Origin of the sequence: Arthrobacter sp. SLBN-83 (assembly GCF_006715285.1) — a bacterium.
In the GTDB taxonomy this organism is placed as follows: Bacteria; Actinomycetota; Actinomycetes; order Actinomycetales; family Micrococcaceae; genus Arthrobacter.
The window spans coordinates 2,330,528-2,354,937 of record NZ_VFMX01000001.1 but is presented as its reverse complement, the minus strand read 5'-3'; the positions used below and the strand labels follow the sequence as shown (position 1 = coordinate 2,354,937).

The window sequence follows — 24,410 nt, the reverse complement described above, 5'->3', positions numbered from 1 at the left end:
CGGCACCGGGAGGAAACCGGTGACCTCCGGCCAGACGGTGGTGGTGATCGGCGGCGGCATCAGCGGACTGGCGACGGCGGCCCTGCTCGCCACCGAGGGGCACCGCGTCACCATCCTGGAGAAGCAGGACGTCCTGGGCGGCCGGGCGTACACGTTCAGTCAGGAGGGTTTCAGGTTCGACGCCGGACCCTCCTGGTACCTCATGCCCGAGGTGATCGACCACTACTTCCAGCTCCTGGGCACCTCCGCCGCCGAGCAACTGGACCTGGTGAAGCTGGACCCCGGCTACCGGCTCATCTCCGAAGGCGCAGCTGAACCGGTGGACGTTCCGGCGGGGCGGCAACGGGTGGTGGCGCTGTTTGACCTGCTGGAGCCCGGTGCCGGTGCGCGGCTGGAGAAGTACCTGGACTCCGCCGCTGAAACCTACACCATGGCCAAGCGCCGCTTCCTGTATCCCACGTTCCAGTCGTTCGCCCCGCTGCTGGTGCCGGACATCCTGGCCCGGCTCCCCCGGCTGGCCCGCCTGCTGCTGGAGCCGCTGCACAGCTACGCCCGCCGGTACGTCAGCAACCCCAGCCTGCAGCAGATCCTGGAATACCCCGCGGTGTTCCTGGGCGCCTCGCCGTTCACCGCGCCCAGCATGTACCACCTGATGAGCCACCTGGACCTGGACGTGGGCGTCTACTACCCCATGGGCGGGTTCGCGCGGTTGGTGGAGGCGTTGGAAAAGCAGGCCCGCGACGCCGGTGTGGAGATCCGGACCAACGCCGAGGTCCTGGAGATCGAGACCGCGCCCATCATCGCCCGGCGCCGCCCGGCCGCGGTGCGCGGAGTCCGCTTCCGCACTGGCGACGAAACGCAGGAAACCCTGCAGGCCGACGTCGTCATCTCCGCCGCCGACCTGCACCACAGCGAAACCGCGCTGCTCCCCCAAAACCTGCAGACCTACCCCGAGCGGTATTGGCAGCGGCGCACCGCCGGGCCCAGCGCCCTGCTGCTGTACCTGGGTGTCCGCGGCGGGCTGCCCCAGCTGCAGCACCACACCCTCCTCTTCACCAAGGACTGGGAGGAGAACTTCAAGGCGATCTTCGGCAAGGACACGTTCATCCCGTCGCCGGCGTCGATGTACGTGTGCAAGCCCAGCGCCACCGATCCGGACGTGGCGCCGGAGGGGCACGAGAATGTGTTCGTGCTGGTCCCCATCCCGCCGGATCCGGGGCTGGGCGGCAGCGGCGACGATCGGCTGGGACGCGCGGCCGACGCCGTGATCGGGCAGCTCAGTGAATGGGCGGACATCCCGGACCTGGCCGAGCGGATCGTGGTGCGGCGGATGTACGGGCCTGCCGATTTCGAGCGGGACTACCACTCGTGGAAGGGCACGTCGCTGGGGCCGGCGCACACGCTGAAGCAGAGCGCGTTCTTCCGGGCCGGCAACGTCAGCCGCAAGGTGGAGGGGCTGTACTACGCGGGTGCGTCCACCATTCCGGGGATCGGCATTCCCATGTGCCTGATCAGCGCCGAGCTGGTGGTCAAGCGGCTGCGCGGCGACACCAGCACCGGTCCCCTGCCGGCACCGCTGCGTCAGGCAGGCGTTTCGGAGGAAACAGTTTCAAAAGGTACGACGGCGTGACGGCGGTTGCGTACCTGGCGTTCCTTTTGGTGTCCCTGGGCTGCATGGTGCTCCTGGACCAGCGGCTGCGGCTCTTCTTCTGGCAGGACGCGCGGCGCGCGGCCGTGGTGCTGGCCGCGGGGCTGGTGTTCTTCCTGGCATGGGACCTGTCCGGGATCCGGCTGGGCATCTTCTTCCGCGGGCACAACGAGACAATCGGGATCGAACTGGCCCCGGAGCTGCCACTGGAGGAGCCCATCTTCCTGGTGTTCCTGTGCTACCTGGTGATGAACCTGTTCCAGCTGTTCCGGCGGGCCCTCGCGGCCCGGCTGCCGCAGGGCCAGAAAGTGGAGGAACGGTCATGAGCTACTGGACTCTCAACGCGGTGTTCCTGCTCGCGGCCCTGGCCGTGGGCACCGCCGCGGCCGTCAGGCTCAAGCACCGCATGCGGAAGGTGGCGCTGGCGGCGGCCGGCGGGGCGGCCGTCGTCGTACTGGTCCTGACGGCGGTGTTCGACAACCTGATGATCGCCTTCGGACTGTTTACCTACGCGCCCGGCATGATTTCCGGGGCGAAGGTGGGGCTGGCCCCGCTGGAGGATTTCGCGTATCCGGTGGCTGCGGTGCTCCTGCTGCCGGGGCTGTGGATCCTGCTGGACCGGAGATCGGCCACGTCCAAGGCGGGGAGGCAGCCGTGAAGACCCTGCGGATGCTCCTGCTGTCCTCCCGGCCGCTGTCCTGGGTGAACACCGCGTACCCGTTTGCCGCGGCGTACCTGCTCACGGCACGGGAGATCGACGTGGCCTGGGTGATCGGGACCCTGTATTTCCTGGTCCCGTACAACCTGGCGATGTACGGCATCAATGACGTGTTCGACTACGAATCGGACCTCCGGAACCCGCGCAAGGGCGGCGTGGAGGGCGCCGTGCTGGACCGGACCATGCATGCCGTCACGCTCCGCGCGGCGATCGGCACCAATGTGCCGTTCCTGGCGGCGCTGGTGCTGCTGGGAAGTCCGCTGTCCTGGCTGGTGCTGGCGGTCAGCATCTTCGCCGTGGTGGCGTACAGCGCGCCCGGGCTACGGTTCAAGGAGCGGCCGTTCCTGGACTCGGCCACGTCCAGCACGCACTTTGTGAGCCCCGCGGTGTACGGGCTGGTGCTGGCGCAGGCACAGTTCACGCCCGCGCTGTGGGCACTGCTGGGGGCGTTCTTCCTGTGGGGCGTGGCAAGCCACGCCTTCGGCGCCGTGCAGGATGTGGTGGCTGACCGGGCCGGCGGCATCGGCTCCGTGGCCACCGTGATCGGCGCGAAGGCCACCGTGCGCTTTGCCATTGCCGCCTACCTGCTGGCCGGCGCGCTGCTGCTGTTCACGCCCTGGCCCGGGCCGCTGGCCGCCCTGCTGGCACTCCCCTACGCGGTGAGCATCCTCCCCTTCGCATCCGTATCGGATGCGGATTCGGAGCAGGCCCACCGCGGCTGGGAGCGGTTCCTGTGGCTGAACTACGTCACCGGGTTCTTCGTGACCATGCTGCTGATCTGGTATGCAGCAGTCCGGTAACAGGCAGGATGCGCTAAGCGGCACCTAGAGAACGGTGGACAGCTGCCACGGGACAAACTCGTTGTCCCCGTAGCCCAGTTCCTCGCTCTTGGTTTCCTGGCCCGATGCCACTGCCAGGATCAGGTCGAAGATCTGCTGGCCCATCTCCTCGATGGTTAGCTGCCCGTCCGCCACGGCACCGCAGTTCACGTCAATGTCGTCCCGCATGCGTTCATACAGTGGGGTGTTGGTGGCCAGCTTGATGCTGGGCGTGGGCTTGCAGCCGAAGGCGGATCCCCTCCCAGTGGTGAACGCGAGGACCTGGGCGCCGCCGGCAACCATGCCGGTGGCGTTGACGGGGTCGTACCCCGGGGTGTCCATGAAGACCAGGCCGTGGGCGGTAATGGGTTCGGCATACTCCGCCACGTCCACCAGGTTCGTGGTCCCACCCTTAGCCACGGCGCCGAGGGACTTTTCCAGGATGGTGGTGAGTCCGCCGGCCTTGTTCCCGGGAGACGGGTTGTTGTTGATCGACGATCCGTCCTGGGTAACGTGCTGTTCCCACCAGCGGATGCGTTCCATGAGCTTGTCTGCCGTGTGCTGGGACTCGGCGCGGGACGTGAGCAGGTGTTCGGCGCCGTAGATTTCCGTGGTTTCGCCGAATACCGCGGTGCCGCCGTGCCGTATGAGCAGGTCCGCGGCTGCGCCCAGGGCCGGGTTGGCCGTAACGCCTGAGAAGGCGTCAGAGCCACCACATTCCATGGCGAGGACCAGTTCCGAGGCTGGCACGGTGGTCCGCTGGGACTTGTTGATTTCGGGAAGCAGTTCCTCGATGCGCCGCACTCCTTCCGCCACGGTTGCCTTGGTGCCGCCCTGCGCCTGGATGGTCATGCTCGAAATCGACTTGTCGGGGCTCAGCTGCCAGCCGGTGGTGAGGCCGGCAATCTGGTTGACTTCACAGCCCAGCCCCAGCACCAGGATGCTGGCGAAGTTGGGGTGGTTCGCGTACCCGTGGAGGGTGCGGCGCAGCACCTCAAAGCCGTAGTTGCCGTCGCCCCCGGTGCCGCATCCGGAGGAATGCGTCAGCGCCACCACGCCGTCCACGTTGGGGTACTGGTCCAGGACTCCGCTGTTCTCAATCCGGGAGGCGATGAGTTTTGCCGCCGTCGCGGAACAGTTGACCGAGGTGAGGATGCCGATGTAGTTCCGGGTACCGACGGAGCCGTTGCTCCGCCGGTACCCCTGGAAGGTTGCCCGCTGGTCCTCGGGCACAAACTCGGTGGTCCGCAGCGCGGTGCCCGCCTGGCCGGCCCGGTCGAACTCACGGTATGCCACGTTGTGGACGTGCACGTGTTCGCCCTTGCTGATCGGGCGCCCCGCGAAGCCGATAATCTGGCCGTATTTCCGGACCGGTTCATCAGCCTCAATGCTCCGCAACGTCACCTTGTGTCCATTGGGAATCTCATCCGTGCACAGCACCTCGCCACCACTAAAGGAGACGGAGCTGCCGGCGGGAATCGTCCCCAGGGCCGTGCCGACGTTGTCCTCCGGATGCAGGACCAGCAGTCCCATGTCCGCGGCAAGCCGCGGGTTGGCGATCAGTTCAATCGGTGTGTTCATGTTTCTGCCTTTACTGTTGGCCCCGCTCCGGCGGGCACCGGGGGTGGCTAGTTGAGGACCTCGGGGTTGACGATGTTGCGGGGCCGGCGGCCCAGGACGGCATCCACCACGTTCTCCGCGGTGCGCCGTTTCAGCTCGTCGCTGGATTCCTCCGTGTACCAGGCGGTGTGCGGTGTCAGCACCACGCGCTCAAGATCCAGCAAAGCACTGCCAAGGGGAAGGGGCTCTTCCTCAAAGACGTCCAGGCCTGCCGCCTGAAGCCTTCCGTTCTTCAGCGCATCAACAAGGGCCGCGGTGTCAATCACCCCGCCACGGCAGGTGTTGACGATGGTGGCCCCCGCCTTGAACTGCCCCAGCGTGCGTGCGTTGATCAGATGGTGCGTGTGCTTGTTCAACGGCACATGCAGGGATACGACGTCGGACGCGGCCAGCAGTTCCTCCAAGGTCACCACCTCGATGCCCTCCTTGGTGGTGGTCCCCGGGGTGTGGAGGGGGTCATAGCCCAGGGCGCGGAAACCCAGCGCCTTGGCCTTGGCTGCGGTGGCCGCCCCGATCAGGCCCAGTCCGATGACGCCGAAGGTCTGGGAAGAGAAGCGGCGGAGCGGTTTGACCGAATCGAGCAGGTTTTTCCCGGCCCGCACTCCCCGGTCCAGGTCAGGAATGCCGCGGGCCAGCGTCAAGGCAAGGGCAATGGCGTGGTCACTGACGTCCTCCACCCCGTAGTCGGGGACGTTGGACACCACCACACCGCATTCCGTTGCAGCTGGAACGTCAACGGTGTCCACGCCTACCCCGTACCGGCTGACCGCTTTCAGGCGGGGCAGGCCTTTGAGGACGCGCTCGGTGATGGGGGCGTACTGGACGATGAGCCCGTCCACATCGGCCGCAGCCGCCAGGACATCATCCTCGGTCCTGCAGTTGGCCCGTACCAGCTCAACACCGTTGGCGTCTGCCACGGCCTGCTCCTGGGTGATCGACTCGAATTCGTAGTCGGTGATGAGTATGCGCGGCATGCCCGTCCTTCCTTCTTCCTGCATCCTGTGATCCTCACGCCCAGCGGAGGATCAGGGGGTCCTTGCGCTTGGCCATTTCTACCAGCTGCGCACGGGTGTGCGGGTTCAGCTCCCCTACCGGATGGCGCGTCCTGTCGCTGGCAATGATGTTGCCTTCCTTCATCAGGACTTTTGTGGCGCGCAGGCCGCACTGCCGGTTCTCGAAGTGGATGAACGGAAGCAGGTCTTCCCAGGCGTGGATCGCATTGTCCCGTTCACCTGCGTGGAAATCCCGCACGATCTGGCCCAGCTGGTCCGGCACCATGCAGCTGCTCATCGTGCCCACCGCCCCCGCTTCCAGGTCCGGGATGAGCGTGATGGCTTCCTCGCCGTCGAAAAGTCCGGGCAGCGACGGTCCGGCCGCGGCGCCGAGGGCACGGAGCTTGTCCGCCGCCTGGGGCATCTCGATCTTGGCGTAGTTCACCTGCGGCACCTCCCTGGCGATGCGGGCCAGGAGGCCGACGGACAGTGGCGTGGTGCTCATCGGCGCGTCCTGGATCATGATGTCGATCTCCAGGCCGTCAGCCACGCGCTTGAAGTACTCCACCACGGCCTCGTCGTCCACCTTCATGGTGGCTCCGAAGAACGGCGGCATGAGCATGACCATTGCCGCACCGAGTTCCTGGGCGTGAAGGCTGCGTTCCCGGGCGATCCGTGAGCTGAAGTGGCTGGTGGTCACGCAGACCGGCAGCCGTCCGTCCAGGTGCTCCATGGTGGTCCGCAGCACCTGCTCGCGCTCGCCGTCAGTCAGCGAGAACTGTTCCGAGTAGTTAGCCAGGATGCAGACGGCGTCGGACTTTCCGTCCACCAGGTAATCCAGGACCCTGCGCTGGCCGTCAAGGTCCAGTTCCTCGTTGTCGGCGAAAATGGTGGGCGCTACCGGCATTACGCCAGTGATGGCACTCATGGTTGTCCTTCAGGGGTTGTAGGGGTTCCGGGCACCGGGATCAGCGGTTTGCGCTGACGGCTGCCAGTGACGCGTCCTCGTAGTCTTCGGCGTCGATGTCGCGGCCGTGCGGGTCCCACTTGTTGACCAGGATCACCACGATGGCGATGGCGGGAACAACGGCGAGTACCAGCAGCGCCTTGGTGCCCCAGGCTGCCGTGGCCAGGGGCCAGAACACCAGGCCGGCGATCGCTCCGAGGCGGATGCCGATCTGGGTGAAGCCGGTGCCGGCTCCGCGCAGGGACGTGGGGTAGGACATGGTGGCCATGGTCATTCCCTGGGCCCCGGGACCTGCTGCGTGGCAGAAGATCAGGAGGCCGATGACCAGGGCGCCGATGAAGGACCAGGCGCCTTCGACGTTGCTGAGGCTGCCGGCGATGACCATGCAGGTGAAGGTGCCGCAGAAGCCGAGGAGTGAAAGCTTGCGCGGGCCGATCTTGCCCGAGAGGCGGGCACCAATGAAGCCGCCGGTAACGCCGAAGGCGAGGTTGAGGATGAGCGAGGACACGATGTTGGTCATGACGTTCTGGGTGTGCAGCATGGCCAGAACGATCTGCCCGACGAAGAAGCCCACGGCGTAGTACTCCATCGACTGGCTGGCATTGATGACCAGGGCCAGGCCAGTACGGCCGCGGTACTTCTTACCCACCAGCTTGCCCCAGGCCTGGGTCAGGGTCATCTGGAACTGCTTGCGCTCGGCGCGGGGGTCCACGGCGTCTTCCGCCACTTCGGCGTCCACGTTGTAGGTCCGCTTGAGGATCTTGGCTGCTTCGTGCAGGCCCAGGTTCTGCGCCGCCCAGGAGGGGGATTCCGCCATGTACTTCTGGCGGAAGATCATGATCAGGATGGCAGGGACTGCACCGAAGCCCACAACGATGCGCCACATCTGGTTTTCAGACCACTGCATGCCCTGGAAGAGGAAGTACACGGGAACCAGCAGCGCGAAGGTGGAGGCGACGGCGGCGTACCACATGGGCTGCCAGAGGGAGACGGTGCCGCCCTTCTTCTTACGTGAGGCGTATTCGGCCAGGAAGCTGAAGGCGACAGGGAAGTCGACGCCGATGCCCACGCCCATGATGAAGCGGGCAATGATGAGGGTCCAGACGTCCGGGGCCACGGCGCAGGCGATGGCTGCGACGACGAAGAAGACCATGTCCGCCATGAACACCTTGAACCGGCCCAGCTTGTCCACGAAGTAACCGCCGAAGACCGATCCGACGAGGGCGCCCACCATGATCGAGGCGGACACCACGGACAGCATCTCGGGAGTCAGGTGGAAGTCCTTGGAGATGTAGGGAAGGCCGAACGCCACCGAGGTGAAGTCGTAGGCGTCCAGGAAGATGCCGCCCAGTGCGATGAGGGTGATGGCGAAGGATTTGCCCTTTTGGAGGGCACCGCTGTTGATGAGGTCTGTGACGTCCTGGGCGGAGCGCAGGACGATCCGTCCGCCGCTGGGCGCAGCGGCGTTGGGGACTGCTGACATTGGGGGTCCTTTCGAAAGCCCACTGCTTTGTGGGTCTCGTACTTTGCGGGTCTTCTAGTTCGATATTTCGAACATTGGTCGATGTGGCGATCACGCATTCGCTGGGGTAGGGTGATCGGGAACACAAGGGAGTCTAGGGACGCCACCCCGGACCGTCAAGCGCTGAACCGGAATTTGGACGGGAATACCTACACCAGAGGCGATGCAGGGGCCCTCAGCCACTGTCCCTGATTCGATCACCGACCCGGTTCAGTGGGATCTAATTCCCGACCTTTGTACTAAATTTCGAACATGAAAGGGGTTGCTCCGCATGGAGGACCGTCAACTGCCCAAGTGGTCCGAGATCCGCGAACTGCTCCAGTTCCGGAGCTTCGAGCTGGATCCCGTGCAGCGAAGGCTTGCCCGGGCATTCACCATCGCCGACCTTCGCGCGATGGCGCAGAAGACCACTCCCAAGGCTGTCTTCAACTACACGGACGGCGCCGCCGAAGAGGAGATCACCATCGCCAGGTGCCGGCAGGCCTACCGGGACGTGGAGTTCTCCCCGGCAGTCCTCCGCGATGTCTCGGATCCCGATCCCTCCACGAAGCTGTTCGGCAGGACCATCGACTTCCCCCTGGTCCTGGCGCCCACCGGCTACACCAGGATGATGCACAACGACGGCGAAAAGGCAGTGGCGCGGGTAGCGGCCCGGAACAACATCCCGTACACCCTCTCCACGGTGGGCACCACCACCGTGGAGGACCTCGCCAAGGCGGTGCCCGAAGGCAACAACTGGTTCCAGCTCTACATCGCCAAGGACCGGAGCAAGACCGAGGGGCTGCTGGAGCGGGTGCTGACCAGTGGCTACGACGTGCTGATGGTCACCGTGGACACCCAGGTGGGCGGTGCCCGCGTCAGGGAGCTGCGTGACGGGCTGACCATTCCGCCCACGTTGTCGCCGAAGACTTTCGCGGACATGGCCCTGCACCCGTCCTGGTGGTTCGACAAGCTCACCACGCCGCCCATCGAATTCGCATCGCTCAAGGGCTTCGGCGGCAATTCCGCGGAGGTGGCGGACCAGGTGTTCGATCCCGCCCTCACCTTCGAGGACATCGACTGGCTGCGAAAAGTGTGGCCGCACAAGCTGCTGGTCAAGGGCATCCAGACGGTCAAGGATGCGGAGCGGGTTGTCGAGCTGGGCTGCGACGGCGTCGTCCTGTCGAACCACGGGGGCCGGCAGCTGGACCGCTCGCCCACCATCCTGAAGATCCTGCCCCAGGTCCGCGAGGCCCTGGGCCCAAACGCGACAGTACTGATCGACAGCGGCATCATGTCCGGCAGTGACATCCTGGCCGCCGTCGGCCTGGGTGCGGATGCGGCGATGGTGGGCCGGGCCTACCTTTACGGCCTGATGGCCGGCGGCGAGCGCGGCGCCGCCCATGCCGTGAAGATCCTGCGCTCCCAGTACGTACGGTCCATGCAGCTGCTGGGCGTCAAGACCACGGCCGGCATTTCGGGCGATCATGTGGCACTGGCCGGCTGACCGCCAAAGGTGGGCCCCGCTCCCCCAGCCGTCAGCGGTAGCCGAGCTCGGCACTCAGGCGGGCAGCGCCGTCGGCCGCCATCGCCGACCACTCCTCCACCGGGCGCTGGTTCCAGCGCATGTCCGGAACGGAGATGCTCAGGGCCGCCACCACTGCGCCGGTGTGGTCCCGGACCGGCGCAGCCACGCAGGAAACGTCCGGGGTGGACTCCCCGGACTCGAAGGCCAGCCCGGAGGCACGGATCTGGTCCAGGACGTTGGCGAGTGCGTGGGGTTCGGTGATGCTTTTGGGGGTCAGTTTGGCAAGGCCCTTGGTGAAGATGCGCTTGCGTTCGGCGTCCGGCAGGTACGCCAGGAGGGCCTTGCCCACGGCGGTGCAGCTCGCCGGAAGCCGGCCGCCCATGCGCGAGACCATGCGCACGGACTGGGTGCTGTCCACCTTGCAGATGTACACCACGTCCGCGCCGTCGAGCATTCCCACATTCACGGTCTCGTCGCACTCCCTGCCCACGGACTGGGCAATGCGCAGCCCGACGGCGTGCAGGTCCAGCCGTTCGGCAAACGCATTGCCCAGCCGGAAGACACTCAGCCCCAGATGGTAAGTGGCGGTGGCATCGTCCCGGCGGAGGTATTTGCGCTCCGTCAGGGTGGTGAGCAGTTCGTGGACGGTGGTCCGCGGAAGGCCGGTGCGCTGCACCACTTCCGGTGCGGAGAGCCCGTGGCGGGCGTCCATGAACAGCTCCAGAACGTCGAGGCTCCTGACGACGGCGGGGGTCAAGCGGGGCACTTGGAGTCCTTTCGTTTGGGGCGCTTTTGCTTAGCGCGGCTTCCATTCTACGCGCGCCGTTCGAAATATCGCACATTGTTCGACAAAGAGGGAATTTGGAACTAAAGATGATTCCAGGAGGAAACAACATGCACACCACCCCAGAGCAGGTCGAAAACCAGATAGTCGCCGCGCACGCGGCCTACGAGCAGGCCCGGGACGTGGAACCGCAGGTTCGCGGGTCCTGGCTGGAGGCAATCGCCGCCGCCCTCGAAGCCAACGCGGATGAACTCGTGGGCCTCGGAGAGCAGGAAACCCACCTGGACCAGGGCCGGCTGCGTTTCGAACTGAAGCGCTCAGTCTTTCAGTTGCGCCTGTTCCGCAGCGAAATCCTTGCAGGCGAGCACCTGGGCGCCATCATTGACCACGCCGACCAGGACTGGGGAATGGGCCCCCGCCCGGACCTCCGCAGGGTCAACGTGCCCCTCGGCGTCGTGGGCGTCTTTGGTGCCTCCAACTTCCCCTTTGCGTTCAGCGTGATGGGCGGAGACACCGCCTCCGCCCTGGCCGCCGGCTGCGCCGTGGTGCACAAGATCCATGAAGGGCACCTGCAGCTGGCGCTGCGCACCGCGGCCCTCGTCGAGGAGGCCCTGGCCTCGGCCGGCGCACCGCAGGGACTGTTCTCCGCCGTGGTGGGGCGGCAGGCGGCTGAGGCACTCGTTGACCATCCCCTGACCAAGGCGATTGGCTTCACGGGTTCCACCGCGGGCGGCCGGGCACTCTTTGACCGGGCCTCCCGCCGCCCCGCCCCCATTCCCTTCTACGGCGAGCTGGGCAGCATCAACCCCGTGTTCGTCACGGAACAGGCCTGGGCCGTCCGCCGGGATGCCATCCTGTCCGGCTATGCAGCGTCGTTCACCGCCGGGATGGGGCAGTTCTGCACCAAGCCGGGACTGCTGTTCGCGCCGGTGGAGAATATCGACGAGGTGGCAGCGCTGCTTCAGCAGGAGCTTGAGTCCAAGAGCGTGGCACCGCTCCTGAGCCCGAAGCTCCGCGAGGGATTCGACGCCGCCCTGGAAAAGGTACGGTCCGCCGAGGGCGTGGACGTGCTGGTGAAGGGCGACGACGCCGAAGCTCCCCGGCCCACCGTGCTGGCCACCACCGCGGAGGCAGTGCTGGCGCAGCCGGAGCTGCTGGAGCAGGAGATGTTCGGCCCCGCCACCCTGATCATCCGGTACCGCCCCGGAACCGACCTGGCCGAACTGGCCGGCCTGCTGGAGGGCCAGCTGACGGCCACCGTCCAGGGCGAGCCGGAGGAAAAGCTCGATGACCTGCTGACGGCGCTGCGGGAACGGAGCGGCCGGCTGGTGTGGAACGCGTGGCCAACAGGGGTCAGCGTCACCTACGCGCAGCAGCACGGCGGGCCCTACCCTGCCACCACCGCCGCCTCCACCACCTCTGTGGGGACGGCTGCCATCGGACGGTTCATGCGCCCGGTTGCCTACGACTCCTTCGCCCCGGAGCAGCTTCCGCCTGCCCTCCGGGATGACAACCCCTGGAACATCACGCGGCGGGTGGACGGAATCCACCAGCCGGCCGGACAGAAAGCTGAAATCCGATGACCACTGTTACTGCAGACCAGGTCCTGCCCGCGGATGCGGACAAGGCCCTTTTGGTGGGGCGCGTCTGGGACCCGGAGACGGGTGGGCCGCGGGTGGTCTCCATTACCGGACAGGACGTCTTCGACCACACTCCGCACGTCCGCACCGTTGCGGACCTCATGGACCTGGACGACCCGGCGGGGCTCATCGCTGCCACCCGTGAGTCGCCCAGCTGGGACCTGGCGGCCCTGATCGATGCTTCCCTGGCGCAGGACACGGAACGCCCGCACCTCCTGGCCCCCGTGGACCTGCAGGTGGTCAAAGCCTGCGGGGTGACGTTCGTGGACAGCATGATTGAACGGGTCATCGAGGAACGGTGCGGCGGTGACTTCCGCCAGGCCGCGGCCATTCGTGAATCCGTCCTGGCTGTCCTCGGCACAGACCTCGCCAGCGTGCGTCCGGGCTCCGAGGAGGCCCGGCAGGTCAAGGAGGTGCTGACGGCCAAGGGGATGTGGTCGCAGTACCTGGAGGTGGGACTCGGCGCGGACCCGGAGGTCTTCACCAAGGCCCCGGTGCTCTCGAGCGTGGGGTTTGGGGCCAGGATCGGCATCCCGTCGTTCTCGAGCTGGAACAACCCGGAACCGGAACTGGTGCTGATCGCTGACTCCCGGGGCCAGGTGCGTGGAGCCACCATGGGCAACGATGTGAACCTGCGCGACGTGGAGGGCCGCAGCGCGCTCCTGCTGGGCATGGCCAAGGACAACAACGCATCCTGCGCCATCGGCCCCTTCATCCGCCTCTTCGACGACCGGTTCAGCCTTGAGTCGCTGCGGAGCGAGGACATCACGCTGACCGTGGAGGGAACCGACGGCTACCGGCTTGACGGGCAGAACAGCCTGTCCCGAATCAGCAGGCCCTTCGAGGAACTGGTGGGCGCCGCCTACGGCAGGCACCACCAGTACCCGGACGGCTTTGCCCTGTTCACAGGCACGCTGTTTGCACCCAGCCAGGACCGGGATACGCCGGGCCTGGGGTTCACGCACAAGGAGGGAGACCGGGTCACCATCCACAGCGCCCAGCTCGGCTCGCTGATCAACACGACGGGCACGGCCGAGGACCTCCCGGCATGGAGTTTTGGGATCCGCGACCTGATGGAATACCTGTCCCGGTTTGTGCAGGTCCCGGTGCACGAGGGTTAGGACGGAAACCGTGAAGGCAGGGCCCGTGCTGGGCCCTGCCTTTCTCGGTATTGGGGGATGCTGCACTACGCCAGGTCTTCGAAGCTGTCCTCGCCCGGGCGCCAGGCCATCCACTGTCCATCCGGGAAGCCGCTGAGTTCTGCGATCTCGACGAAGATCTCCTCCTTTGCAGGGTGGATCACGATTGTGCCGGTGTCGAGCTCGATGTGGATGCCTGAGCCGGTCTGTTCCGTCGTTGAAACCACCGTTCCGGGAGCCAGCCGGCGCAGGGCATCGGCGTACCCCAGATCCCGCTCGCGCCAGAGGCTGCCATCCTGGCGGACACCGGGCCACACGTAGCTGTTGAGCGTGACGTGGCCGGGGTTTTGGTCTCCGTCGAACCGGAACTGCACGTAGTCATTGAGGACGAACTCCACCGAGTACAGCCGCAGGTCCACCAGCCGCGACAGCAGCTCGTTCGGAACATACTGTTTCCTGGTTTCACCCATGCAACCTCCCCTATCGAACTGCGGCCCTTGCGAAGGCGGACACCATGCCTGCACGGCACCGCGTTGGAAAAGCCGGAAGGCCTACCGGTACCCGTCCACAATCGCTGCGGCGATCTCCTTGTAAGCCCGCCGCGTTTCAGGCTTCAACACATCAAGGGTCACCAAATCCCCGTCAGCAACCCCACGGTCGTGCGGCACTGCGATAAGTTCGCGGCAGATCCCGGCCAAGTGCTCCTCAATCGCGTCCTTGTCCACACGCGAGGACACTTCATCCTTGTCCGTGATCACCACGATCGCGTTGCGCGCCAGGTCCTCGTACCCGTGGCTGGCCAGCCAGTGCAGGGTGCTCCGGGCGCGCTTGGCGCCGGACACCGCGTAGCCGGCGGCGATCACGAGGTTGTCGGCCGACTGCAGGATCCCGCTCATGGCGTTGTGCGTCACGCCGGTGCCGCAGTCGGTCAGCACCACTGAGTAGTAGCTGGAGATGAGTTTGCGGATGCGGCGGTACTCGTCGGCTGTCAGCGAGTCCGAGACCTCCGGGTCCTGCTCCCCCGCAATCAGGTGCAGCCGGCCCGCGTGGTGCATGTATCGGGCCAAGGAGGTGAGGGAGTCGATGGAGTCGATGTTCTCCAACAGGTCCGAAATGGTCCGCGGTGTTGACTGCTGGTAGATGCCTTCACCCAGCGCGCGTTCCACCAGGTCGCCCGAGTCCGGGTTGGCGTCGATGGCGCAGGGAGCGTCCCCGCGGTATTCGGCAAGGGTCAGGCCAACTCCCACCGTGGTGGAAGTCTTGCCGATGCCGCCTTTGAGGCTCAGGACCGCGGTGTTATAGCTGCCCTGAAGCTGCCGGGAAATGCGGCGGGCCAGTTCGTCCTCCTGGCGCTGCTTGGGCCCGGGGCCCAGGTTCCACGCGCCACCGGTCAGGTTGTACAGCGCGCCGCGGAACCCGCCGACGGGCCGTGGCTTCTGCTCCTTGACGAACAGGCCGGGCGAGCTGATGAAGTCCGGCATGGGTGCATCCGCAATCGTGTCGGCCACGGTGGGCCGGCTGCGGCGGAAGGAGGGCGTTTCGGCAGGAGCGTCCGATGGCGGCACTGCAGCTTCAACAGCCACCTCACCTGAGCTGGAAGCGGCAGAGGGCACAGCGGCAATCGGCGCAGCAGCAGGCCTCGCCGGAGCAGGCGTCGCAGAAGAGGAAGGAGACACCGGAGCAGCAGCAGCCGAAGGTGCGCGCGACGGCTTGGTGGCGTCCGCCGCAGCGGCCGCCTCCGCCCAGGAGCTGCGGCGCGTGACTGGCTTTCCGGCGTCGTTCGGGTTGGAAGGGGGCGTTACGGCGGGCATGGTTCCTGTCCAGGCATCCTGAACTGAGCCGTCGGCACGACGAAGGTCGCGGCGTCGGCGCAGCTGCGGCTGCCCTCCATCTTCTGCTGGGGCGCCTGCAGTCTGATCAGCCGGATCTGGCATGTCTGTCCCCCCGGACGTTTCGGCAAACGGTTCTGCGGCACTGGTTCAATCAGTAAGTCTAGGGGGTCCGGCAGGAGGCCCTGCCCAGCGGCCGTCAGACTAAAGGTGCAGTTCAGTGGTGAATGAGCGCCGCGGAGACCACCGCTGCGGTGAGCACCAAGAGAACAGTAAGGATTCCATAGCCTACCCATTTGGGACGGGCCTTGTGGGGGTTGATATCGACGTACGGCATGGTCAGCGTCGGTTACCTCTGTGGATGGGTTCGGGTGCGGCCTGTACAGGTATCCGGATTGCGCGGCGCTTGAGCCGTAGCACCTGGTACAGAACGGCGAAGGGAATTAGCAGGGTGCCCATCATGGCGCTCAGCGCCAGGGCATAGTCAGTCAAGGCCACAACAATCTCCGTCGGTCATAAGCATCCTTACTGCTTATGACCTAAGCATGTGACAGGACGATTGACAAGTCACGTCAAGAAGCTTGAACCCTAAAGCTTTAGTTATTGGGTTCCTGGATGAATGGAACGAAGCCGCTTTAGCTTGGCTCAGACGCGCGTTCGTGCTGGTCATGCCCTTGCCTGGCCATTCCAGGACCTTGGCTCAGGTCTTGCCTACGGACGTCGAATGTTTCCTCATGTTTGCCGTGGGTGAAGGCTCGGGAATCGATCCCAACCTTTCCTCAATGGGGGGTGTACTACGACGAGCTTAGGCTGCTGCGCCAGTTCTCCTGGAGACGTTTGATGAACCAGCGGGACTGCTCCGGGCCGTAGGGGAGGACAGGGATGGCTTTCGTGGCGTCGTTGGGCGTGTCGCGGATGGACTGTCGCGCCTGCCTGACTGCCGTGCTCATGGTGTTGGCCATGGTTTTGACAAACTGGTCGCTGCATGGCGTCCCATGGCCTGGGATCAGGAACTCGTAGCGGTGCCGCAGCGCTGAGATGTGCCGGAGCACGTCCGCCCACTCTTCCGGGTAGGAGTCTTCGAAGGATGGGTGAGAACCCTGCTCCACCAGGTCGCCCACGAAAAGTGTCGTGGAAGTGCCCACCAGGAGGTCACCATCGGTATGACCGCGGCCCAGGTAAAACAGGGTTGCAGTTCGACCGCCGAGATCTACCAGGACCGGTTGGTCCTTGACGATCGCGTTGGGGACCACGAGCTCGACGTTCTCACCTTCACCGGCAGCCATCTCGGGCTCCAGTGTTCCCACATAGCGCCGCTGAACGTCACCGTGCTTATCGATCTCCGCGGCACAGTTCTGGTGGGCCCAGAATTCGGTGACGCCGGCATCGACGAACACTGCGTTGCCAAAGAAGTGGTCGTAGTGAGCGTGGGTATTGACTACGACGAGGGGCAGGTCAGTCTTTTCGCGCACCGCATCCAGGATCTCGCGTCCTTGGCGGGGACCGCATCCAGTGTCGATGACCATGGCTCGCTCAGAGCCGACGATCATGCCCGTGTTCAGCAGCGATCCTTCTGTGACCAGTACATAGTTGTCTGCGCCGACTTCGAACCAATCCGACATTATTTCTCTATACCTCCGGCAAGCAGCGTTCGTTTGTCTTGGTGAGCGATTCTATCGAGCAACTCTTCGAACTCTGTAAAAGGCAGGAACGCCATGTCGGCTGCCCTTCAGGCAGCTGGGCACATCAGGGGGTAAATCGAAGACACTCTCCAGTCCCCTAAGGAATAAGCCGACAACGACGGACTGACAGATGTTGCCAGGTCAAGGCGGTTTTTCTTCAATCCTTGCTGGCCTTCCGATGCTCCACAAGCCGTCGTGCCTTGAGCGTTGTAGCTTAGCAGGTGGGGAGGGCAGAAACATCGACTGGACCACGCGCCTGTTTGTGCCTAAAACGACCGCCGGCGCGAGAGACAAAAGCAGGATTGCAGTAAACGGAACGCATTATCGATGGGCTTGGATGGGTGAAACGTGAGAAGACCGGCGGAGCGTGGCGAGATTCGCTGCGCCTGCTTTCACGTCGGATTGAAAGTTTCCACCTCCAAAACCTAGGTACGCCAGGACGCCGAGAACGATCAACGCGACGGGCACGTTGTCTACAAGCGGGTAGGCGGCAATCTGAACACCAAAAGCCGTGGTGGCTGCGGCTACCTCAGGCAAGCCACGCCGTATCCCTGTCAACACTAGTCCAGCAATCAGCAGTGCGAAGACCGCCACACCGAATCCGCCCAAGCTCACAAGAACGCCCGCATAGGAATTCTCGAAGGGCAGGGTCATTCCTGCCATAGTGGCACGACTTTGAGAAGCTCCAGCGCCTGCGCCTATGAAATTCCCCTCGCCAGAAATCCGGATGGCGGCATCAAGGAGCACTGCGCGAAGAACGGACGAACTGTCACCTTCCGCAGATTGCGAGCGAGCTGCAATTAGTGGTGAATTCATCACGACCAGACCAGCGCAAACAGCAGCCGCCGTCCAAACGGTCTTTCGCCCAAAGGACATCGCCTTGGTAACCGCAACTGCAACGACGCCGACCACAAGGCCGACTGCCAACGCTGTAACAGCACTGCGTGACACTGTGAAGACCGAGCCGGCGGTGCAAGCCGCTCCTGCGTAAAGCGATAGCCGAGACTTAGTACGCGCTGAGTTCATAATCGCGTATGCCGCTGTCGTCGCGAAGAACGTGGCATTCATTAAAGGGTGCCCAAGAGTAGTTGTCGCGCGCGACTCACTCCAGACCTGGTTGAATCCAATAGCCCCCGACTCTGTATTGGAGTAGAGAGACCCGAGAAAAGAGGTCGAGGTCAAGCCCTCAGCGACAGCCATTGCCGATAAAAACAGACCTATCCAAAGCCACGATTTACTTAATGCCGCGACAGTAGAGGTTTCGGCTCTCCTCGCCATCAAGGCAGGGCCGAGAAACACACACGCCACGGTCCCGGTCCACGCGATGGACCGGGATGAATCAATGCTCCATATGAACGAAAGCACCGCCCAACCCAAAAGCAATATGGCAAGGAATAGCCACGACTTCGGGATGACGCCTCCAGTTGCCGTCCGTCTGGACCGGATGAACCAAACTACTAGGAAGAACAAAGCCGGAGAGAGGTACCTCCCAATGAAGGGGTTGACTTGCGGCATGTAAGTTATCGGCAACAGAAGGAACGTGGCAAACGCTAAGCCAGGCAAAAATCGGACGGGCACGATAGCGGCGACAATGACGCCAATCGATGCGCCTAAACCAATCACACCAACCCACGCCTGCTCGGAGAGCAATATTGCCAAGGATGCAACAACCACCAGCATGACGGCACACGCCATAAGCGCGCCCCCGAATAGAGTATTCCTAACTCCAGGAGTGCGCGGCTCTCTAATGCTTTGCGGAACGTCCATGGATCCCCCAGACAGTAGTCAATCTCCGAAACAGTAACTTGCGCGCTATCGGGTCGCCCACGAATGCTCGTCGGTAAATGTCGAGCGCCGGTCGTCCATCACCGGAGCGATCAGGGAATGCCCGGGCTTTTACGCTGTGTAAGCGGTCGGTAGCGGCGCCGAGCCTAGCGGTGGTCCGACTCCGCGACCGCTGATGACGGAAAGGGCCGCGCCTCTCTTTTCCTACTGTCTACTCCATACATTAGGGAGGTAGTCGAAGAGGGTTCTTCGAAGCCCGGGTTGGATCGCCTTGAGCCAAACCTCTTCTTTTCCGGCTGTTGAATGTCACTTCTCGAGTAGTACGTGTAGGTGTACGCATCAGTGCCCTTACTCGGAAGGCGGTTCAGCACAAGGCCCAACAGCGACGCTTCAACGAGGTCAAGAGCAGCCAGCGATTTTTGAAGATCCTGTATCTTCAGCTTTTCGGCCCCGACCACTAGAACGACTCCCCCGACATGCTGGGACAAGACAGCCGCGTCGGTGACTGGCAGGAGTGGCGGTGCGTCGATTATGACAATATCGAAGCTCCTCTCCAGATCCTCGATCATCTGCCTCATTTGGTATGAACCTAGTAGTTCGCTCGGGTTAGGTGGAACTGGACCTGAAGTTAGTACTGCGAGCCGGTCCTCGCCCCACGGCTGCAGGACGTCGTCAAGGTCGGCGGTGCCCACCAAAGCCGACGTCAAGCCCACATTGCGGTCTAAGCCTAAGTATTCATTCACCATGGGCCGCCGCAAATCCGCGTCCACAAGGCACACCGACTGCCCAGATTGAGCGAGAGCAATTGCCAAGTTGGTTGCAGTCGTACTTTTTCCCTCACCAGGCAATGATGAAGTTATCAACACGGTCTTTGCATTGCCCGATACGTTTGCGAACTGAAGATTGGTGCGCAACTGTCGGAAGGACTCTGCGCGTGGGCTCTGGGGGCCGGCCTGTGTCAGCAAGGGCTTGCTGACCGCACTTCCATCAAAGGCGATACCACCAAGTAGAGGCGCCAAGGTGACTTTGCGTAAATCTGATTCTCCGCGTACCCGATTGTCCAAGGTACTTCTTAGCAGTGCTGCTGCCACACCCATTACCAGACCTGCCAAGAGACCAATTAGGAGATTCATCTTGGTGTTCGGAGCCGAAGGCGCAACTGGGGCCTGAGCCGGTGTGACCACGGACAAATTTACAGGCGAGGAGCCACCATTCTTGGGCTTCTCCAAGGAATCAATAGCATTGATCAGACTTCCTGCAACAGCCTGGGCAATAGCCGCTGCTTGGACTGGCGATGGATCGTCAACCGAAATATTGATTAGAACGGTATTCGCGTCGGTGGTCGCGGTCACCTTGGAGGCTAGCTCATCAGCGGAAAGCCCGAGGCCGAGGGCGTTTATGGCCGGCTGGAGAACTATGGGAGTGCGGACCGTTTTCACGTAGGACTGGACACGAGATTGACTAAAGGTGTTGCCCTGTTGAAGTTCCTGGACTGAGCCGGAACTTTGTATGGAAACAAAGAGTTGCGTAGTAGAAGTGTATGTAGGCTTGACAAAAGCCGAGGCGGCACCACCAAGCAGAAGTCCAGCCAGCGTCGTCGCCACTACTAGGACCCAACTTCGGCGAAGAATGCCCAAGTAGTCGCTCAGTTCCAAGTTATGGCCCCCAGATATCAGATCGAGCGGTACGCACAGCGTTTCTCCGCTACCCAGTAGTTTCGGACTCTCAGTGTAGTGCGTGGTCCGGCTGAGAACCGACCCGGACCGTCTATGATGCTTGCCGTATGACATAGAACTTGGCTACGGTCGCGACCGTGCATAGCAAATAAGGCGAAAGCAGCATCCCTAAAGTCACATCTGCCATGTGCCATGATGGAACGTTCGTCTCAGGGATCAAAACTTCATTCGTCCCAGCCGAGCGATGGAAGCAAGTAGGACTAATCTACCTTAACCACTCAACGTCCACGGGGGGGAGCTCAATGCGTAGCCACAGTCGCCCGAGGATCATCTTCACTAAGGGCGCGAATTCTGCGGGCGGGGACGCCCGCATACAGAGAATTTGGTTCGCAATCCCTTGGGACCACCGCTCCGGCAGCGATAACGCATCCGGCGCCAATCGTAACGCCTGGCAAGATCACGGCCCTAGCCCCTATCCAAGTGCCCGCCCCAATCCGAACGGGCAGCGCGGAAGGCACGCCAGCACGCTCATAACTCGGGCCGATCGCATGAGTTGAAGTTCCTATATAAACTTCTGGACCGATCGAAACTGAACGTTCAATGTGGACCGGACCGCGATTTTCAAAGGTAATACCGGAGTTAAGCAACACATCCCTCGCAATGCGAACCCGTCCGCGATTAAGAAATCTTATATGCGGATAGATAACGGCGCGATCCGTATTAATCCCCATTAAGTTGTAAATCAGCACCCTCCCACCTTTCGGCAGAATAGGGGATCCGCCTATAACGTTGATAAGAAGGTGACGAAGAGCATAGAGTAAATCGCCTGGGAGGCAGCGAACGTAACGGGGTACTCTAGGTTGCATTTGTAAGCTCTCTCGATTGCATTCTAATCTGGACCAAGCCGAGCAGCGTACGTTACGTCTCACGCGCTGCCCCCGCCGTACCGCTACCACCTCCAAACCTAGTGAAGTGCTAACCCAGGAGCCAATGTGAGCTGGAAAACGATCGTGTCTCAGGACTTGGTGTCAATGGGCTTGCCTCCCAAGTGGCGGTGGCGATACCACATTACCCAACGTATCGCCGTGTTCATCCGTTTGTTGCGTATTTGCGAACACTACCGCTCAAAAACTGGGCTAGGCCGTCTAATCTATTTTGTGTACAGGTTCCGCTTCGAGAGAGTTTCTGAAGCGCTGGGATTCGACATTCCACTGGGCACATTTGCTCCTGGCCTGTCCATCGCGCACAGGGGCCCGATCATAGTAAACGGCAATGCACGCGTGGGCCGAAACTGCAGGATACACCCGGGAGTCACTATAGGAGCCGTACGAGGGCAGTGCCCTACTATCGGCGATGATGTATTCATAGGGCCAAACGTTGGCATATATGGCCCGATCAACGTTGGCAACGGTGCTGTCCTCGGCCCCAGTTCACTGATTAACTTCAATGTCGCAGAGGGACAAACCACCTTCGGCCCGCGAGCAGTGATCAAGAGCACGCCCTCGACAGCTAAACGATAGACTACGACCAGCGACGCAAATCTGTACACCTTCCTCAACCTTGTCTCGGAGGTTCTGGCAACGGTCAGCCGTCGACGTAGTAGTAGATTGCCGGCATTTCAAACTGAGAAGCTGCGAGCGTGTAAGCGAATTGTTTGGTTCGTTTCCTCAATGGCAGCCATTTGGGTAAAACACCTCTTCAATGGAGACCGAAAACCAGACTGAAAAACAAGTGACGTGACAAAGTAACGAATCAAAGCCCGCGCGACCACTCAGGAAATTGGGGAGTTTACTCCCGTACGTTCTGGAGGGAGGCATTCACTTGCCCCCCCATTAGAGTGATAACCGCGCTGCGATACGAAGAAACTTCCCCTAATCCCACGTACCAATTTCCCGGGTGACCGAAGGCCTCATAAAAGCTGCTGGATCAACAATCAGGACTACACCTTATCCCCCACATTCGCTGACCTTCAAAATTCTATTTCGGCAGGAAGCTGCTACCAGCCGAATCCGGGTGCGAGAGTTGTTGTGTCTGCCTCGAATCCGCTCCCATCATCAAACCTCTCAAAGATCCGATGGTCCGGCATGTCAACGCCAGGAATCGCTCTGCAAGTCTGCGCAGGGCTAATCGGTAGCCCGGTCGTTGAGCGCACGGAGCCGCTATTTTTTCAAATGGGCCTCGTTGCGGCGTATCTGCTGACACCTCACTTGTCTTCGTCCCTACCCGAACTGCAACTTTCCGTCACCGGGGCGATAGTAGGGCAAGACCCGGCCAGCGTAAACCCGTAAACCCGTAAACCAAGGTAAAGAAAGCGTCGTCAGGCCCCCAAGAACTGGGCCTACATCTCCCCATTGTGTGGGGAAAGTACAGACCGTGGACGAGGTCGGGCCCCGTCACCCAACGGCAAGAATCTCCGCTGCAGCGAGCCTAGGAGAAGTACAAGTGCTATTAGTGCGTAGCAGACTTTCCCGGCGCAAGTAGTTCTCCGTTATTTCCAAGTAGCTTTGCACAATTAACAGCAGAATACGGGTACTCCATACTCGGGCATCGCCTTTATTGACTTACCTAACATCCAGTACGACCACACAGTTGGATGATCAGGAGTAGCGATGTTTCGAGCATCAACAAAGGCAGCGAAGAACCAGGGCGAGGCGCAGCCTGTGCCAGTAGGACGTCGGAACCTCCTTCGCGTCAGCGCTTTAACGGCACTGGGAGCAGGAGCGTCTCTGGGAAGTGTTCTTGATGCAACTCCGAGCGAGGCTGCCGTAGCAACTGAAGTCGCTACCACAACAGACTATGTACCGGTAAGCGCCCAAGACGCGGCATTACCGCCAGTGCCTGCAAGGGTACCGACTAGCCTCATTCAAGGCACGCAGCCGGGGCATTTGTGGACAGCTGGTACTTCTATAGGCGGCACAACGAATTTGAATGACTCAACGGAGTTTATGGTCGGCACTCAGTCGGCCGGCCGGGTATCCGATGGAGCCAGCGGCATGTCACGACTTCAGGTTCTGGGTGGACGTGCAGTCGATTTTTCTGACAAACATGTGAGCTTAATGTTTCGGCTAGAGAACATCGCCAGTGTCAAATGGCTTACCGTGTATGCCTCGAGCGGAAACATCTCGAGCACCCATTACAAATGGGACCTTAAACCCCCGGCGGGAGTGGGATGGTGCCTGGCGGACGGTAGATGGACAACCTTGACTTTGAACTTTTCGGACGCGGTAAGAGTAGGCGAGCCGAATCTTCAGGCTATAACTGACTGGCAAATTATGGCTGTAGACGATAGCACCGGCGTTTCAGTGCGGCTAAATATAGGAAAAGTCGACTCCGTCCCTCGAACGAACCGCTGGCCCAATGGCGTTTGGACTCTTTCCATGGATGACTCCTTCGCATCACAAATGGGGATCATACGGTACGCGAGCCAGTATGGCATACGCGGAACTATCTACAACATCGCTGAAATGGTGGATAGGGACGGCTGTCTATCGACGGCGCAGTTACGTACTGCTCAAGACGACCTTGGTTGGGAGGTAGCCGGTCATGCAATGACCCTTGCCGCACACGACAGCACTTTTGCTGCCTTAACGCCCGTACAACTGGATTCAGAGCTATCAGCTCTGAAGCTATGGTTGCGAACTCGTGGCTTCATTGCGGCCAACCACCTTGCTTACCCAAAGGGAATCTTCAATGGTCCCGTCTTGGACGCGGTGAAGAAGCATTTCCCAGGTTCGGCTCGCGGGACTTTTTCTAATACGACCGAAACCGCACCGCCACCGGATCGGCATATCCTCAGAGCACGTGCCCTGGGACAGAGCAGGACGTTGGAGCAAGCAAAAGCTGATATTGACCGAGCATATTCTTCGAAAGCTTGGATACATAACTATGGACATCAGTTCAACGCAACGGCCGGAAATATAGCTTGGTCGATTGCAGACACCAGGGCATTGATTGATTATGCCGTAACGAAGGGTATCGGAATCGCAACTGTGGGAGAAGTCCTCTCAGGTCAGTACCTCTAGCTGAACCGGATGAGAAAGGCGGCCTCGCGCCGCAGCCTGGAACCCCATCGTAATTCCGACT

The 24,410-nt window shown here is 62.3% G+C and carries 20 protein-coding genes; 9 read left to right on the top strand and 11 right to left on the bottom strand.

Annotated elements, in window-relative coordinates; all coding sequences use genetic code 11:
- The first annotated feature begins 19 nt into the window (after positions 1-19).
- The 4 genes from crtI to FBY30_RS10875 are packed head-to-tail and all read left to right on the top strand — an operon-like array spanning position 20 to position 3,166.
- The gene (crtI, locus tag FBY30_RS20655) at positions 20-1,630 is read left to right on the top strand and encodes a phytoene desaturase family protein (protein WP_160141463.1); all 1,611 of its coding nucleotides are present in this window, start codon (positions 20-22) and stop codon (positions 1,628-1,630) included.
- Complete coding sequence (locus FBY30_RS10885) at positions 1,627-1,974, top strand: lycopene cyclase domain-containing protein (protein WP_142132883.1); 348 nt, start codon at positions 1,627-1,629, stop codon at positions 1,972-1,974. Before crtI ends, FBY30_RS10885 begins: the two co-directional genes overlap by 4 nt.
- Positions 1,971-2,306, top strand: coding sequence for a lycopene cyclase domain-containing protein (locus tag FBY30_RS10880; RefSeq protein ID WP_142132882.1), 336 nt, complete (start codon positions 1,971-1,973; stop codon positions 2,304-2,306). Before FBY30_RS10885 ends, FBY30_RS10880 begins: the two co-directional genes overlap by 4 nt.
- Before the next feature lie 11 nt (positions 2,307-2,317).
- The gene (locus FBY30_RS10875) at positions 2,318-3,166 is read left to right on the top strand and encodes a prenyltransferase (RefSeq protein WP_142135162.1); all 849 of its coding nucleotides are present in this window, start codon (positions 2,318-2,320) and stop codon (positions 3,164-3,166) included.
- A gap of 24 nt (positions 3,167-3,190) precedes the next feature.
- Here the strand turns inward: FBY30_RS10875 and FBY30_RS10870 are convergent, their stop codons facing one another.
- The 4 genes from FBY30_RS10870 to FBY30_RS10855 are packed head-to-tail and all read right to left on the bottom strand — an operon-like array spanning position 3,191 to position 8,246.
- Positions 3,191-4,765 carry a UxaA family hydrolase gene (locus FBY30_RS10870; RefSeq protein ID WP_142132881.1) on the bottom strand — a complete coding sequence of 525 codons (1,575 nt, stop codon included), beginning with the start codon at positions 4,763-4,765 and terminating at the stop codon, positions 3,191-3,193.
- Between the two features lie 47 nt (positions 4,766-4,812).
- Positions 4,813-5,778, bottom strand: a complete 966-nt coding sequence (locus FBY30_RS10865) for a C-terminal binding protein (RefSeq protein ID WP_142132880.1) — start codon at positions 5,776-5,778, stop codon at positions 4,813-4,815.
- A 34-nt stretch (positions 5,779-5,812) separates the two neighbouring features.
- On the bottom strand, positions 5,813-6,724 hold the full coding sequence (locus tag FBY30_RS10860; protein ID WP_142132879.1) for a dihydrodipicolinate synthase family protein: 912 nt from the start codon (positions 6,722-6,724) through the stop codon (positions 5,813-5,815).
- Between the two features lie 40 nt (positions 6,725-6,764).
- Positions 6,765-8,246: an MFS transporter gene (locus FBY30_RS10855; RefSeq protein WP_142132878.1), complete on the bottom strand. Its 1,482-nt coding sequence runs from the start codon at positions 8,244-8,246 to the stop codon at positions 6,765-6,767.
- A 310-nt stretch (positions 8,247-8,556) separates the two neighbouring features.
- Here FBY30_RS10855 and FBY30_RS10850 point away from each other — a divergent pair, with 310 nt between their 5' ends.
- The gene (locus tag FBY30_RS10850) at positions 8,557-9,771 is read left to right on the top strand and encodes an alpha-hydroxy acid oxidase (RefSeq protein ID WP_142132877.1); all 1,215 of its coding nucleotides are present in this window, start codon (positions 8,557-8,559) and stop codon (positions 9,769-9,771) included.
- Between the two features lie 31 nt (positions 9,772-9,802).
- Here FBY30_RS10850 and FBY30_RS10845 read toward each other — a convergent pair whose 3' ends face one another.
- Positions 9,803-10,558, bottom strand: coding sequence for an IclR family transcriptional regulator (locus FBY30_RS10845; RefSeq protein WP_142132876.1), 756 nt, complete (start codon positions 10,556-10,558; stop codon positions 9,803-9,805).
- A gap of 128 nt (positions 10,559-10,686) precedes the next feature.
- On the opposite strand from FBY30_RS10845, the gene FBY30_RS10840 reads away from it, so the two are divergent.
- Positions 10,687-12,159, top strand: a complete 1,473-nt coding sequence (locus FBY30_RS10840) for an aldehyde dehydrogenase (NADP(+)) (RefSeq protein WP_142132875.1) — start codon at positions 10,687-10,689, stop codon at positions 12,157-12,159.
- Positions 12,156-13,337, top strand: a complete 1,182-nt coding sequence (locus FBY30_RS10835; protein WP_142132874.1) for a fumarylacetoacetate hydrolase family protein — start codon at positions 12,156-12,158, stop codon at positions 13,335-13,337. The genes FBY30_RS10840 and FBY30_RS10835 overlap by 4 nt, the downstream gene beginning before the upstream one ends.
- A gap of 65 nt (positions 13,338-13,402) precedes the next feature.
- Here FBY30_RS10835 and FBY30_RS10830 read toward each other — a convergent pair whose 3' ends face one another.
- From FBY30_RS10830 to FBY30_RS10805, 6 genes are all read right to left on the bottom strand, one after another.
- Entirely contained in the window at positions 13,403-13,825 is a 423-nt protein-coding gene (locus tag FBY30_RS10830; RefSeq protein ID WP_142132873.1) for a hypothetical protein, read from the bottom strand.
- Positions 13,826-13,906: 81 nt separating this feature from the next.
- Complete coding sequence (locus FBY30_RS10825) at positions 13,907-15,166, bottom strand: MinD/ParA family ATP-binding protein (protein ID WP_142132872.1); 1,260 nt, start codon at positions 15,164-15,166, stop codon at positions 13,907-13,909.
- An 812-nt stretch (positions 15,167-15,978) separates the two neighbouring features.
- Positions 15,979-16,806 carry an MBL fold metallo-hydrolase gene (locus FBY30_RS10820; protein ID WP_142132871.1) on the bottom strand — a complete coding sequence of 276 codons (828 nt, stop codon included), beginning with the start codon at positions 16,804-16,806 and terminating at the stop codon, positions 15,979-15,981.
- 381 nt (positions 16,807-17,187) lie between these two features.
- Positions 17,188-18,546, bottom strand: coding sequence for a hypothetical protein (locus FBY30_RS10815; RefSeq protein ID WP_142132870.1), 1,359 nt, complete (start codon positions 18,544-18,546; stop codon positions 17,188-17,190).
- Between the two features lie 251 nt (positions 18,547-18,797).
- Positions 18,798-20,306 carry a polysaccharide biosynthesis tyrosine autokinase gene (locus FBY30_RS10810; protein WP_142135160.1) on the bottom strand — a complete coding sequence of 503 codons (1,509 nt, stop codon included), beginning with the start codon at positions 20,304-20,306 and terminating at the stop codon, positions 18,798-18,800.
- Between the two features lie 320 nt (positions 20,307-20,626).
- Positions 20,627-21,058: an acyltransferase gene (locus tag FBY30_RS10805; RefSeq protein WP_142135158.1), complete on the bottom strand. Its 432-nt coding sequence runs from the start codon at positions 21,056-21,058 to the stop codon at positions 20,627-20,629.
- A 300-nt stretch (positions 21,059-21,358) separates the two neighbouring features.
- Here FBY30_RS10805 and FBY30_RS21235 point away from each other — a divergent pair, with 300 nt between their 5' ends.
- Both FBY30_RS21235 and FBY30_RS10795 read left to right on the top strand, forming a co-directional pair.
- Entirely contained in the window at positions 21,359-21,847 is a 489-nt protein-coding gene (locus tag FBY30_RS21235; RefSeq protein ID WP_442858303.1) for a serine O-acetyltransferase, read from the top strand.
- A 1,857-nt stretch (positions 21,848-23,704) separates the two neighbouring features.
- A complete protein-coding gene (locus FBY30_RS10795) occupies positions 23,705-24,349 on the top strand; it encodes a polysaccharide deacetylase family protein (protein ID WP_142132868.1) in 645 nt (214 codons plus the stop codon).
- Positions 24,350-24,410: the final 61 nt, after the last annotated feature.

Excerpts from the sequence above, each read along its gene's own strand:
- FBY30_RS10880 (WP_142132882.1), top strand. The coding sequence starts at position 1,971 with ATGAGCTACTGGACTCTCAACGCGGTGTTCCTGCTCGCGGCCCTGGCC.
- FBY30_RS10875 (WP_142135162.1), top strand. The coding sequence starts at position 2,318 with ATGCTCCTGCTGTCCTCCCGGCCGCTGTCCTGGGTGAACACCGCGTAC.
- FBY30_RS10870 (WP_142132881.1), bottom strand. The coding sequence starts at position 4,765 with ATGAACACACCGATTGAACTGATCGCCAACCCGCGGCTTGCCGCGGAC.
- FBY30_RS10865 (WP_142132880.1), bottom strand. The coding sequence starts at position 5,778 with ATGCCGCGCATACTCATCACCGACTACGAATTCGAGTCGATCACCCAG.
- FBY30_RS10860 (WP_142132879.1), bottom strand. The coding sequence starts at position 6,724 with ATGAGTGCCATCACTGGCGTAATGCCGGTAGCGCCCACCATTTTCGCC.
- FBY30_RS10855 (WP_142132878.1), bottom strand. The coding sequence starts at position 8,246 with ATGTCAGCAGTCCCCAACGCCGCTGCGCCCAGCGGCGGACGGATCGTC.
- FBY30_RS10850 (WP_142132877.1), top strand. The coding sequence starts at position 8,557 with ATGGAGGACCGTCAACTGCCCAAGTGGTCCGAGATCCGCGAACTGCTC.
- FBY30_RS10840 (WP_142132875.1), top strand. The coding sequence starts at position 10,687 with ATGCACACCACCCCAGAGCAGGTCGAAAACCAGATAGTCGCCGCGCAC.
- FBY30_RS10835 (WP_142132874.1), top strand. The coding sequence starts at position 12,156 with ATGACCACTGTTACTGCAGACCAGGTCCTGCCCGCGGATGCGGACAAG.
- FBY30_RS10830 (WP_142132873.1), bottom strand. The coding sequence starts at position 13,825 with ATGGGTGAAACCAGGAAACAGTATGTTCCGAACGAGCTGCTGTCGCGG.
- FBY30_RS10825 (WP_142132872.1), bottom strand. The coding sequence starts at position 15,166 with ATGCCCGCCGTAACGCCCCCTTCCAACCCGAACGACGCCGGAAAGCCA.
- FBY30_RS10820 (WP_142132871.1), bottom strand. The coding sequence starts at position 16,806 with ATGTCGGATTGGTTCGAAGTCGGCGCAGACAACTATGTACTGGTCACA.
- FBY30_RS10815 (WP_142132870.1), bottom strand. The coding sequence starts at position 18,546 with ATGCTGGTGGTTGTTGCATCCTTGGCAATATTGCTCTCCGAGCAGGCG.
- FBY30_RS10805 (WP_142135158.1), bottom strand. The coding sequence starts at position 21,058 with ATGGGGATTAATACGGATCGCGCCGTTATCTATCCGCATATAAGATTT.
- FBY30_RS21235 (WP_442858303.1), top strand. The coding sequence starts at position 21,359 with ATGGGCTTGCCTCCCAAGTGGCGGTGGCGATACCACATTACCCAACGT.
- FBY30_RS10795 (WP_142132868.1), top strand. The coding sequence starts at position 23,705 with ATGGATGACTCCTTCGCATCACAAATGGGGATCATACGGTACGCGAGC.